Source organism: Coprococcus sp. HCN-4056 (assembly GCF_037892645.1).
GTDB classification, from domain to species: Bacteria; Bacillota; Clostridia; order Lachnospirales; family Lachnospiraceae; genus Coprococcus; species Coprococcus ammoniilyticus.
Map to the genome: position 1 here is coordinate 295,453 of NZ_JBBKBL010000005.1, position 13,118 is coordinate 308,570.

Annotated in this window: 12 protein-coding genes and 1 tRNA gene; 3 read left to right on the plus strand and 10 right to left on the minus strand. The window is 39.8% G+C overall.

Translation table 11 applies throughout. The annotated features are described in order from the left end of the window. Positions 1 to 95 precede the first annotated feature (95 nt). From WKT03_RS09830 to tig, 9 genes are all read right to left on the minus strand, one after another. The gene (locus tag WKT03_RS09830) at positions 96 to 521 is read right to left on the minus strand and encodes an N-acetyltransferase (protein ID WP_117808637.1); all 426 of its coding nucleotides are present in this window, start codon (positions 519 to 521) and stop codon (positions 96 to 98) included. A gap of 31 nt (positions 522 to 552) precedes the next feature. After that, on the minus strand, positions 553 to 996 hold the full coding sequence (locus WKT03_RS09835; RefSeq protein WP_034880612.1) for a GNAT family N-acetyltransferase: 444 nt from the start codon (positions 994 to 996) through the stop codon (positions 553 to 555). Positions 997 to 1,059: 63 nt separating this feature from the next. Then, complete coding sequence (locus WKT03_RS09840; RefSeq protein WP_072522499.1) at positions 1,060 to 1,677, minus strand: helix-turn-helix domain-containing protein; 618 nt, start codon at positions 1,675 to 1,677, stop codon at positions 1,060 to 1,062. Between the two features lie 22 nt (positions 1,678 to 1,699). Next, positions 1,700 to 2,356, minus strand: a complete 657-nt coding sequence (locus tag WKT03_RS09845; protein ID WP_340391732.1) for a phosphatase PAP2 family protein — start codon at positions 2,354 to 2,356, stop codon at positions 1,700 to 1,702. Positions 2,357 to 2,726: 370 nt separating this feature from the next. Next, positions 2,727 to 4,790, minus strand: coding sequence for a lysine--tRNA ligase (lysS, locus tag WKT03_RS09850; RefSeq protein ID WP_117808638.1), 2,064 nt, complete (start codon positions 4,788 to 4,790; stop codon positions 2,727 to 2,729). 48 nt (positions 4,791 to 4,838) lie between these two features. Beyond that, positions 4,839 to 5,321, minus strand: a complete 483-nt coding sequence (gene greA, locus WKT03_RS09855) for a transcription elongation factor GreA (RefSeq protein ID WP_340391734.1) — start codon at positions 5,319 to 5,321, stop codon at positions 4,839 to 4,841. Between the two features lie 144 nt (positions 5,322 to 5,465). Continuing rightward, a tRNA-Leu gene (locus WKT03_RS09860) sits at positions 5,466 to 5,549 on the minus strand. Positions 5,550 to 5,638: 89 nt separating this feature from the next. Beyond that, the gene (locus tag WKT03_RS09865) at positions 5,639 to 6,793 is read right to left on the minus strand and encodes an FKBP-type peptidyl-prolyl cis-trans isomerase (RefSeq protein WP_340391738.1); all 1,155 of its coding nucleotides are present in this window, start codon (positions 6,791 to 6,793) and stop codon (positions 5,639 to 5,641) included. Between the two features lie 77 nt (positions 6,794 to 6,870). Then, complete coding sequence (tig, locus tag WKT03_RS09870) at positions 6,871 to 8,097, minus strand: trigger factor (protein ID WP_117823185.1); 1,227 nt, start codon at positions 8,095 to 8,097, stop codon at positions 6,871 to 6,873. A 500-nt stretch (positions 8,098 to 8,597) separates the two neighbouring features. Here tig and nrdD point away from each other — a divergent pair, with 500 nt between their 5' ends. The 3 genes from nrdD (at position 8,598) to dut (ending at position 11,972) form a co-directional block, all read left to right on the plus strand. Continuing rightward, positions 8,598 to 10,724 carry an anaerobic ribonucleoside-triphosphate reductase gene (gene nrdD, locus WKT03_RS09875; RefSeq protein ID WP_117823187.1) on the plus strand — a complete coding sequence of 709 codons (2,127 nt, stop codon included), beginning with the start codon at positions 8,598 to 8,600 and terminating at the stop codon, positions 10,722 to 10,724. Positions 10,725 to 10,989: 265 nt separating this feature from the next. Then, complete coding sequence (gene nrdG / locus WKT03_RS09880) at positions 10,990 to 11,526, plus strand: anaerobic ribonucleoside-triphosphate reductase activating protein (RefSeq protein ID WP_021943173.1); 537 nt, start codon at positions 10,990 to 10,992, stop codon at positions 11,524 to 11,526. Next, the gene (gene dut, locus WKT03_RS09885) at positions 11,526 to 11,972 is read left to right on the plus strand and encodes a dUTP diphosphatase (RefSeq protein WP_340391742.1); all 447 of its coding nucleotides are present in this window, start codon (positions 11,526 to 11,528) and stop codon (positions 11,970 to 11,972) included. The genes nrdG and dut overlap by 1 nt, the downstream gene beginning before the upstream one ends. A 58-nt stretch (positions 11,973 to 12,030) precedes the next feature. Here the strand turns inward: dut and WKT03_RS09890 are convergent, their stop codons facing one another. Then, positions 12,031 to 13,071 carry a peptidylprolyl isomerase gene (locus WKT03_RS09890; protein ID WP_340391745.1) on the minus strand — a complete coding sequence of 347 codons (1,041 nt, stop codon included), beginning with the start codon at positions 13,069 to 13,071 and terminating at the stop codon, positions 12,031 to 12,033. Positions 13,072 to 13,118: the final 47 nt, after the last annotated feature.

Below are 13,118 nucleotides of genomic sequence, written 5' to 3' on the forward strand. Positions count from 1 at the left end.
TATCTTGTAGTTTGCGAATATCCGTATAAATAGAAAAAGCCCTTTGAGAAAGGGATTTCTCCTCTCTCAAAGGGCAAGTTGGCAAACTTGAATTTCTATTTGTGTTGCCATGTCATTACATAATCTTTTTCTCCGGTAGCCTCATCTAAGCCACTATGCTGAATCTCAAATCCTTCTCTCTTATAAAAAGATATTGCCCGTGCGTTCTTTTGGTATACGTTCAAGTGCAACTTATTCCTTTTATCCTTTGCATAATTCAGCAGAATTTTACCTATACCCTGCGATTGCATTTCACCAGAAACAAAAATGCCCTCAACATATTCATCATTTAACCCTATAAAACCCTGTATTTCTGTATCATACTCATACACATAAACCTCTGCTAGTAACAACGCTTCTTTTACTGATTTGAAATTGCTTTTCCAGTATTCGGCGGGGATAAAATTATGTGCCTTTATATTTGTATCCAACCATATATCTGCAACTTTATTTATATCATCCATTTGAAATTCTCTAATCATAACGGTGACTCTCCATAAACTTGAATTTAAATTATAACGGTCTTTGCAAATACACCATATCTACCAACTGTATTCCACTCTCATAGATTGGGTGGTCATAATTATCTATAAAGAAATTTGATATGATATGCGAACGGACAAAACCACACTTTTCATAAAATGGTATTGTCAGTGGGCTATCGCCTGTTCCCACTTGTAGAATGGCATATTGCTCTCTGTAATTATTAACAATAAACTCAATTAAGGCTCTTGCATAACCTTTCCCTTGATATTCTGGAACTGTCGCAATGTTCTTGATTTCAAGTATGTCATTTTCTTTATCGGTTATGACACACTCACACTTGACCCCATTATCATCAAGTACATACATCTTGCCGTTATCAAGATAACGGTCAACCATATCTTCCTGCTCATCTGCTAATAGGAGCAAATCAAGATATTGTTTTTTATTTTCTTTAACTTCAATAATTTTCATCAATCGCACCTACAAGTTCCGATTTCTCAGTTTCAAAAATTAGAATTTGTATGGCTCAACTCCTTATCGACCGTCCATAGCTCGTTTATAAAGTAGACCTTCTTTTATAAGTAACAACAGAAAAGCCACTGTTACTGCATATGGTTCTCTCGCAATCGCCAGATACAAAACAGTAATAATACTAAGCCCTACAGACAAAAAAGTAATCACCTTTTTTCCCTTTTCAAATTTGAAATTGACCATTAAAATATTCACAATTCCAATAATCGTTAATGCGATAAAAAGACCCCAGTATGTCATACGAATCCAAATTTCATTATCTACATACTCAATAAGACTTACTGAATAGATATATCCATCAACCGGTTTGGAATACAATGGAAGAAAAATAAGCATCAAAGAGAGCAAATCGGTAAATCCAAATAACAAGTCACATAGACCATTGAGATTTGACTTGTTTTCTTTTTCAGCAATCAAAACCAACTGATCTCCGGATAACAGCTCATCAATGGACACAGAGAAATATCTGGATATTTCCTTTAATGAATCTATGCTCGGATATCCTCTTCCGGATTCCCATTTTGAAATTGCAGTTCTTGAAACAAATAATGCCTCGGCTAGTTCTTCTTGTGTCAAACCTCGGCTCTTTCTTAATTCCTGAAGCTTTTCATGGAATTCCACCTCCTTCACCTCCTTTTTTATTTCACTTTTTTATTGTTAGCATAACTACTGCCTTATAAACAGTAAATAATCCGGCACTTAACAATACACCACCCACAATATCCGTAAACCAATGTACTCCGGAAATCAATCTGCCGATAACCATGAATACAGAAAAAGCGATTGCTAGAATCGTTATGATTCTTTTCAATGTAGAACATGACATTCTTCGCTGGATCTGTTCAACCAAAGTCGGCATCACGCACAATACCAGTAGAGTCGTTGAAGAAGGATAAGAAGCCTCCATAATTCCATTGATTAAAATTGGTCTGTAATTGATTGGGATGATCTCAAAAATGAAGTATGCCAGTATCACTATAACATAATAAACTCCCAGGATAATGATATCGGGATCCACTTTGAAGAGACTTCTTCTCTTTATTAACTGAACCAGTCCAATACCTGCAAAAATCAGGCATACAACTAAAGGAATCAGACCCATCCAATCGGTAATCGTATAAATTGTCATATTAACATTTGTTAAACGATGAAACCAGCAATTGAATGTTGCAAATCCAATATTCGTTGCATTCTGCCCCAGTGGCTGCACGTCTACCATCTGAATCAAAGCTGTCCATATTGCAAACGCTATAATAAATATACCTCCTAAAAATAAAACTTGTTTTCCATTCTTTTTCATCATTATACGTCCTTTCTATATTGGTTTGTCTTTTCGACGATTTCACCTTATCAAAAAGCGTAAAATGACGCAAGAATCGCTCTTTCACATGTATGACACGATTCGTATCATCCCCACAAATGCGTGATTTTCTGTATATTTTCCTGAATACCTATTCCTACAAATTTCGATTTGTATTTCTGTTTGTTTTAAAAATGGGCAACTCCGATTGGAATTGCCCACTCATTGCACTAATTATGCGATTTTTTCTTGCTTGCACCGATTTCTGCATCAAATGATGTAAGTTTGATGTAAATCGCTGTTTTTTCAGTTTTTTATCAAATGAAGTACGTCCCGTCTATTTGGTAAAACGGTACATCTTTACATCATCTTAATAGAGCTTTGCACCTGCCGGAATGTGGTCATCAACCATCAGAAGATGAAGCTTTTCTTCGCCTTCTTCTTCATGAATAGCACTGAGGAGCATACCGCAAGAGTCAATGCCCATCATAGCTCTCGGTGGAAGATTTGTGATAGCAATAAGAGTCTTTCCAACCAGTTCTTCCGGCTCATAAAAGCTATGAATACCGCTTAAAATGGTTCTGTCTGTGCCTGTTCCGTCATCAAGAGTAAACTGTAACAGTTTCTTTGACTTCGGTACTGCAACACACTCTTTAACCTTTACTGCACGGAAATCTGACTTGCTGAATGTATCAAAATCAACAAATTCCTCAAATAAAGGCTCTACCTTTACCTTAGAAAAATCAATCTTTTCAGACTCAGTTTTTACATTTTTTTCAGGTGCTTCAGAAGCTGTATTATTTACATCATTTTTCTTATTTACACCATCTAAGGACTTCATTGTTGGGAAGAGGAGCACATCACGGATTGCCTGCGAATCAGTTAACAGCATAACCAGACGGTCGATACCATAACCGATACCACCTGTAGGAGGCATACCAATCTCCAATGCATTTAAGAAATCCTCGTCTGTGTGTTCTGCTTCATCATCACCGGCTGCTGCATTTGCATCCTGTGCTGCAAAACGTTCACGCTGATCGATCGGATCGTTCAGCTCGGAATATGCATTACACATCTCCCATGTGTTAATGAACAGCTCGAAACGCTCAACCTTACTTGGATCAGAAGGTTTCTTCTTGGTCAGTGGTGAGATCTCGATTGGATGATCCATGATAAATGTAGGCTGAATCAGCTTTTCTTCACAAAACTCCTCAAAGAACAGGTTAATGATATCACCCTTCTTATGACGTTCTTCATATGCAATATTGTGTTCATCAGCCAGCTTCTTAGCTGCTGCATCATCTTCTACCTGATCGAAGTCGATTCCGGTATATTTCTTGATTGCATCATTCATGGTCAGGCGCTCAAATGGCTTACCAAAATCAATCTCGATTCCATTATAGGAAATCTTTGTGCCTCCACAAACTTTCTCAGCAAGATAACGGAACATGGACTCTGTCAGTTCCATCATACCCTCATAGTCTGTGTATGCCTGATATAATTCCATCAGCGTAAATTCCGGATTGTGTCTTGTATCAACACCCTCGTTACGGAATACTCGTCCAATCTCGTAAACTCTTTCCAGTCCACCTACAATCAGACGCTTCAGATATAATTCCAGAGAGATACGAAGCTTTACATCCTCATTTAATGCATTGTAATGTGTCTCAAATGGTCTTGCTGCCGCACCGCCTGCATTTGCAACAAGCATAGGAGTCTCAACCTCCATGAAATCACGACCTGCAAGGAAGTTACGAATCTCCTTTAATATCTGTGAACGCTTGATAAATACTGCCTTGCTCTCCTGATTCATGATAAGGTCTACATATCTCTGACGATATCTGACATCTGTATCTGTTAAGCCATGGAACTTCTCCGGAAGGATCTGTAATGACTTGCTTAAAAGTGTCATTTCTTCTGCATGGATAGAAAGCTCTCCTGTCTTTGTACGGAAGGCCCATCCCTTTACACCATAGATATCACCGATATCGGATTTCTTGAAATCTGCATAAGCTTCTTCACCGATCTGATCTCTTGCAACATACACCTGAATGTTACCCTTCAGATCCTGAATATTACAGAAGGATGCCTTACCCATAACACGCTTGAACATCATACGTCCTGCAATGCTAACATGGATCGGTGATGCATCCATGATTGCTCTTCTCTCGTTATAATCGTTGTTCAGCACTTCCTTCTTCTGTGCATCATCCAGCCCTTCTACATCCGGTTCCTGTCTGCCTGCGAGAAGCTCTGCTTCATGTGCTGTATATGCTTCCTTTACATCTGTGCTGTGATAAGTCACATCATACTTTGTAATCTCAAATGGATCCTTGCCAGCCGCCTGTAAATCTGCCAGCTTCTCACGACGAACCTGTAACAGCTTATTTACATCCTGTGGCTTAGCCTGATTGTTCTGCTTATTCTCTGCCATCTTTGTTTAATCTCTTTCTATACTATACTATATTGATCATTCTGTTTATTAGATTGCTCTCTTGATATCTAATATTCTGTATTTGAATTCTCCGTCCGGTGCTTCTACCGTTACTTCTTCGCCAACGCGCGCACCCTTTAATGCCATACCAACCGGTGATTCATCAGAGATCTTGTTCTTCATGATATCTGCTTCTGTTGAACCAACGATGTGGAACACAACTTTCTCGTCAAATTCATAATCATATACTGTTACGGTACGACCGATACCGACAACCTCTGTATCAACCTCGTCCTCGTCAACGACTTCTACATTTTTCAGGATAGCCTCTAACTGTTCGATTCTTGCCTCGATATCACGCTGCTCGTCCTTTGCTGCATCATACTCAGCATTCTCAGATAAGTCTCCCTGCTCTCTTGCTTCCTTGATCTTGGCAGCAATCTCTCTACGTTTATTTACCTTCAGATCCTGAAGTTCTTCTTCAATTTTTTTAAGTCCTGTATAGGTAACTACCTGTTTCTTTTCAGCCATCGCCGACTACCTCCTAAACAATATCTGTGTTTTCCGTTAAGTTCTCACAAGTATCCTACATTATATTCCAGTTTCCCTGTAATGTCAAACCTGTATATAGAAAAAAGAAGCCTTAAAACTAAGACTTCTTTTCCTTAATATCAATGCAGTTGATGGGACTTGAACCCACACCCACGTAAGTGGACATGAACCTGAATCATGCGCGTATGCCAATTCCGCCACAACTGCATGAAAACGTGCTTTATCTCACGCACTCGTTTAATATAGCACGTCATCTGCTTCTTGTCAAAACAAATTTTGTAAAAACGTCAATTTTTTTATTCTGCCTCTGAAGCTGCCTCTGTTGTTGACTCTGTGCTCTCTGCTTCAGTGGAACCATCTTCCGATGCATCTTCTGAACTTGCTTCTGTTGAATCTACCTGAACAGCTGTACCCATCAGATAATCAAGAACCTTTTCCTCTGTTGCATAGAATTTCAGATCGCTCGCTGAATATTTGGAGTTGATCGTATCCTCGTCTACTTCATTATCATCCATCAGCTTCTGCTTATATGCATCAGTCTCTTTATCATTTGCGACCAGATTTTTTTCTAACGCGATCGAGCTGACAACGATCTTCTCCTGCATTACAGATTCAACTGTGCTCTGAAGATAGGAAACAAATGCAGATTCATCTGTATATCCATAGAAATACTGTAAGAATGTTGGTACGCCGATTCCATACTGGGAGGCACTGGACTCGATATTATCCATAACACTCTTGACATAGGAATCAATTTCGCCTTCCGGATACTGATTAAATGTTGTTTTCTCTTTGATTGCCTTTAATACATTTGCACGATCAGTACTGTCTGCAGTTTTGTCTGTATCCTTCTGAAGCTCATCTGTCAGATACTTGGTATAATCCTCCGTCGTTGTATATTTACCATCTGTAGCCGACTTCACAAGGTCATCTGTATATTCCGGTGTCGTCGTTATCTTGATATAATTGATCTTTATATCAAATACAGCTTCCATTCCTGCTACTGTTGTATCAGAATAATCATCCGGATATGTGATCGTGATCTTCTTCTCTGTACCAGGCTTTAATCCGATCATCTGATCATCAAGTCCCGGTGCTAATGCATCCTTGCCTATAACAACACTGGTTCCGGCTTCATCATCATTCTTATTCTTTTCCTGACCATTGATCGTTTCTACATAATTGATGTTGACATCATCACCATCTTTAATGGCACTGTCATAATCCTTTGTCTCTATATTATTATCTGTACAGAATGAATCAATCTTCTCATTGATCTGATCCTGTGTCACCTCTCTGGATGCCGGAACATATTCAACGCCATCATAATCACTTACCTCTGCACATTTTGCATACTGCTTGAATTCACTCTTTGTGCTTCCACATCCACTAAGCACTCCCATGCCGACAACGGTTGCCAGGCAAAGGGTCATTACCTTCTTCATTTTCATAATATAATCTTTCTCCTCAAGGCTTCATCTTATTATTTTATCATCCTCATTTTAAGGATCCTGTTTCAACATCCGCTTTAGTTTGCCTCTGTTGTTACTTCAGTGGTTTCTTCAGAAGCCGTTGTTGCTTCTGTTGCAGCTTCTGTACTCTCTACCTTCTTGCCATTATCAAGCAGGAAAGTCATAACCTTATCTGCCAGTGTATAATACATCAGATCTTCAGAAGAATACTGCTCTCTGATCTGATCCTCTGTTGTAGAATTATTGTCTGCCAGCTTCTTAATATATGCTGTTTCTTCATCTGCATCAATCGTAATATTCTCTGCTTTTGCAATCGCACAGACAGCCTTCTTTTCCTTTACGGACTCTTCACAGATCTGCTTTACATATTCTGCAAATGATTCCTCATCACTGTATCCATAGTAGTAATTGATAAATGTTGCATAATCGAAATTATAGGAGCTTGCCTGAGCTTTCAGGTTGTCAATAATTTCGCTTGCAAGGCTTTCAACCTCATCTTCCGGTACATTCTCGATCTGTGCTTTATTAATAACACTTGTCATAACCACATTCTGTGCAGAAGTAAGTGCTGCAGTCTCATTGCTTGCTTCCAGTTCTGCTTTGATTGATGCTTCATATTCATCTACGGTTTTATAGGAAGTATTATTGGCAACCAGTTCATCGTTGTACTCTGGTTCAACCGGAATCTTAATGTAGTTTACAGTCGTCTTAAATACTGCATCCTTTCCATTCAGTTCTGTGTTTGTTGTACTGTAATCCTCCGGGAATGTTACATTTACATCAAATGTATCTCCGGCTTTATGACCTACGATCTGATCTTCAAAATCATCAATAAAAGATTTGCTTCCCAATGTCAGATCATAACCATTTCCATCAGAATTACCACCTTCAAATTCCTTACCATCTACAGTTCCGACAAAGTCGATATTTACAATATCACCCATCTTTGCTGCACTTGTCTTATCTTCATTATAAGTAGTGCAGGATGAAATAAAAGAATCTACCTTGCTCTGAATATCATCTGCAGTTACCGCTTCCGGTGCATATTCATATTCAATTCCTTTGTACTCTCCAAGCGTAACGCCATCTGCATATTTCTCGATATATTCATCGATCGTCAAATCTTCTGCTGCCTCTGTGCTGCTGTCTGATGAAGTCGCATCCGTTTGCGTTGCATTGTCAAGCTTACCGGTTGTATTCTTTTTATCGCCGCATCCCACAGCCATAGATAATGTCATTGCCATTGCAAGAGCAACCGCAAGTCCCTTTTTCAATTTCCTCATTGTACTTACCTCTATATTATTATAAAATTAGGTATCACCTATCATAGCTTTATATCACATTTCCCATTAAAAATAAAGCTATTTTAAGTAATTCATAGAAATGTCACAAACTATGCAACGTTATTGTTAAATGCCTGATTGTTCGCAATACTTCGACAGTATCCATACTTTCAGATACAATTTCCGACAATTTCACATAATGTCAATCGCCACTCGAACAGTAAATCACATTTTCCCATGCAACACAATATCTAGTATTATTTCTTTGATTTTTTCTCAATATTTTGTACTGATTGATATAGACAAACCAGAATGGTGATGCTATAATGTGTAACTGTCGGGGACATAGAGTTACAAAATATTCCAAACGATTTTTTAGTCTCACAGATTTTAAATCGTTCATTTTTTTGTCTTTTTTTCACACGCGACGCAATATGTTGGGGTTTGAGAAAATATTGCACTCAATATCTAGATAATCAATTTTGAAGGAGAATGTAAAAATGCAGGTAATCAAAAGAGACGGTCGAGCCGTATCCTATGATCGCAGCAAGATTATCGTTGCCATCCAGAAGGCAAATGCCGAAGTCGAAGACTGCGAAAAAATTTCTGAAGAAAAAATAGAAGAGATCATAGACGGTATCGAAGCAAAAAACAGAAAAAGAATGCTGGTCGAGGACATCCAGGATATCATCGAGCAGAAGATTATGGCAGAAGGGAAATTCGTTCTTGCCAAAACTTACATTATATATAGATACAGCCGTGAACTGATCCGTAAAGCAAATACAACTGACGATTCCATTCTCAGCCTGATCCAGAACAGAAACAAAGATGTTATGGAAGAGAATTCAAATAAAAACGCAACTGTTGCTTCCACTCAGCGAGATCTGATCGCCGGTGAGGTTTCAAAGGATCTTACCAAACGACTTCTGCTGCCTGAAAAGATTTCAAAAGCACATGAAGAAGGTGCGATCCATTTCCACGATGCTGATTATTTCTTACAGCCGATTTTCAACTGTTGTCTGATCAACATCGGAGATATGCTTGACAATGGCACTGTCATGAACGGCAAACTGATTGAGAGCCCTAAGAGCTTTCAGGTTGCGTGTACGATCGTTACACAGATCATTGCTGCCGTTGCCTCCAGCCAGTATGGTGGTCAGTCCGTTGATATCCGTCACCTCGGAAAATATCTGCGTAAGAGTTACAATAAATACAAAGCATTATATCAGGAAGAATTTGGCGAGAGATTAGATGCTGATACATTAGAGGAACTGGTAAAAGAAAGGCTGAACGACGAGCTTCGTTCCGGTGTTCAGACGATCCAGTACCAGATCAACACTCTGATGACTACAAATGGTCAGTCTCCATTTGTTACCTTATTCCTGAATCTCGATCCAAATGATGAATACATTGAAGAGAATGCCATGATCGTAGAAGAAATCCTTCGTCAGCGTTTAGAGGGTATTAAAAACGAAGTTGGTGTTTATGTAACACCTGCATTTCCAAAGCTGATCTACGTTCTGGATGAGCACAACTGCTTAAAGGGCGGCAAATATGATTACATCACCCGACTTGCGATCAAGTGCTCCGCAAAGAGAATGTATCCGGATTACATCTCCGCTAAGAAGATGCGTGAGAACTATGAAGGTAATGTCTTCTCCTGCATGGGATGTCGTTCTTTCCTTTCTCCTTGGAAGGATGAAAATGGCAACTATAAGTGGGAAGGACGTTTCAACCAGGGTGTTGTCAGTCTGAATCTTCCTCAGATCGGTATTCTGGCAAAGGGTGATGAAGATAAATTCTGGTCACTCTTAGATGAACGACTTCAGTTATGCTATGATGCCCTGATGTGTCGTCACAGAGCATTGGAAGGCGTAACTTCAGATGTCAGCCCGATTCACTGGCAATATGGCGCGATCGCACGATTAAAGAAGGGTGAGGTTATCGATCCATTACTTCACAACGGCTACTCTACTCTGTCGCTTGGATACATCGGATTGTATGAAACTTCTATCCTGATGAAGGGTGTCAGCCATACAGATCCGGTTGGTGAAGAATTTGCATTAAAGGTTATGAACAGAATGCGTGCAGCCTGTGATAAATGGAAGGCTGATACCGGACTTGGCTTCGGCTTATATGGAACACCAGCCGAAAGCTTATGTTATAGATTTGCACGTATTGATAAAGAACGTTTCGGTACGATCAAGGATGTTACTGATAAGGGCTACTACACAAACTCCTACCATGTTGATGTCCGTGAGAAGATTGATGCATTCAGCAAGTTCAGATTTGAGAGTCAGTTCCAGACGATCTCATCCGGTGGTGCGATCTCCTATGTCGAGATACCAAATATGCGTAACAATCTGGATGCTCTCGCGGAAGTGGTCCGCTACATTTATGAGAATATCCAGTATGCTGAGTTCAATACAAAATCAGACTACTGTCATGTATGCGGCTATGATGGCGAGATCATCATCAATGCAGATGGTGAATGGGAATGTCCGCAGTGTGGCAACAAAGACCACGCAAAGATGAACGTTACAAGAAGAACATGTGGTTATCTCGGTGAAAACTTCTGGAACGTAGGCAAGACTAAAGAAATGGCTTCCAGAGTATTACACCTGTAGGATTCAGGTCTGATGCATGTGATTCATCCGTAGCACAAACAGAATAATATATACCACATACGATCAGAATATACCGGAATTTTTATAAAAACACTTGCTATATTGAAAAAATTGGTTTATATTAAAGCTATGCATAAAGTATTTACTTGTATGAACAGTTTACATCCGATTTTTAACTAAGTGCATTAATAATTTCAATTTGTATGGTCTGCATGTCGTAGAGGGCAATGCGGGCCATACTTTTTGTATGGGAGAAATAACGATTATGAATTATATGGATATCAAACGGTGTGATATCGCAAATGGAACCGGAGTCCGAACCTCTCTGTTCGTATCCGGCTGCACACACCACTGTAAGGGTTGTTTTAATCAGGATACCTGGGATTTCAACGCAGGTAAGCCTTTTACTCAAAAAGAAATTGATACGATCATTGAACTCTGTAAGCCAGATCATATTGTAGGGCTTACCCTGCTTGGCGGCGAACCATTGGAATTCGTCAATCAACAGGGACTGCTTCCACTTCTGGAACAGTTCAAGGCTGCTTATCCGGATAAAACGATCTGGTGCTATACCGGCTATGATTTTGAAAAAGACGTTCTGGACAAGATGTATTTCCAGTGGGATTTCACTCACAAATTCCTGTCCTATCTGGATGTTTTAGTCGATGGAGAATTTGTTGAAGAAAAGAAAGTTCTGGATCTGCGATTCAGAGGTTCTACAAATCAGAGAATATTGGATGTTCCAAAATCATTAGCTGCCAAAAAAGCAGTCTTATGGGACGAGAAAGGAAGGTACTTCTAATGACCACATTTGATATTAACATTAAGAAATTGAATGAAAATGCGACAATTCCTTCTTATGGTTCTGAATTTGCTGCCGGCGCAGATCTGTATGCCTGCATGGATGAGCCGGTAACGATTGCTGCCGGAGAAACCCAGTTCATCCACACCGGACTGGCTATCGAGATTCCGGTCGGCTATGCCGGACTAGTCTATGCAAGAAGCGGTCTTGCCTGTAAACGTGGTCTTGCTCCTGCTAACAAAGTAGGCGTTATCGATGCTGATTACCGCGGAGAGATTATGGTAGCGCTCCACAATCACTCTAATGTTGATCAGACAATCGAAAGTGGTGAACGCATCGCTCAGCTTGTTATCACCCCATACATTACCGGTTGTTTCCATACTGTAGATGAATTATCCGATACCGCACGCGGTGAAGGGGGCTTTGGCTCAACCGGAAGAAAATAAACAGGCGAAAAAATGTCCATGGCACGAAATGTACCATGGACATTTTTATTCTATCCCATTAATTAAACGTGATCATACTATACACATCAGTATTTACACTCTTAGAATAAGTGTAATCTTTATCAATCTTTGATACCCAGTTCGTTAAAAGGTTATTAAAATAGGCATCATTCGCTTCTTTTGTTAACTCCGCTTTATTCGCAGCGGTTGCCTTCTCATCCGTCAGATATGTCATCTGGAAGATATGATAACCATTCTCAGTCTCGATAACCTGTGAGATATCTCCATCCTGCATATCATATAAAGTATCCAGAACCTCCTGTCCATAGCTTTCCAGGATCTGATCCTTACTCATGGTATGGCTTCCTGCATATTGCAGACTATTTGTGTGACCAAGGAAAGTAATATTCAGGTTCGGATTGTCCGATAACTGCTGTTTGATTGAAGTATAAGCCTCGTCCGCTTTTTGTTTCTGTTCTGCAATCTTATCCTTACTATATACTACGATATTTCCAAAATCATCCTCATAATAACACTCAAAGAACATATCGTAAAATGTCGTCATTCTTGCCTGCTCATCGGATACCTCTGCAGAGGAGTCGCTCATGACATGATCGTAGATCTTCTTTGCGAGTGCATTCTCCTGAAGAACACGGGATGGTGTATCTGCCTCCATGCCGGTTTCTTTCAACTGCTCATCGGTCAGACTGTTATAGAAATCTTCCGCTTCCTGTTCTGCCTGTGCCTGTTCTTCCGCCGTCAGACTGATCTTATATTCATCCGCCTGTGCGATCAGCGCCTTGGTCTGGACAATATTGGAGATCACTTCACGTCTTGCCATTTCCTCGACGTTCATCTCGATGCCACCATCCGTCTCGATCGTTTTTCCCCAGATATCGTTGCCGTATTCCTTTTCGTACTCATCAATGGTTGTCTGTGCATAGATATACACCTCGTCCAGATAAATGTTGTCATTTCCGAATTTGAATACAATATATTTTCCTGTATTATCCTGACTTTCTTCTCCGCACGCTGCAAGTGTAAGTAACATCACACATGTACAGATCAAAGAAATAGCCTTTAGAATTCTACGTTTCATCCACCAAACCTCCTGTTCTTCCAGCTCACCGATTCCGGCATCTGCAT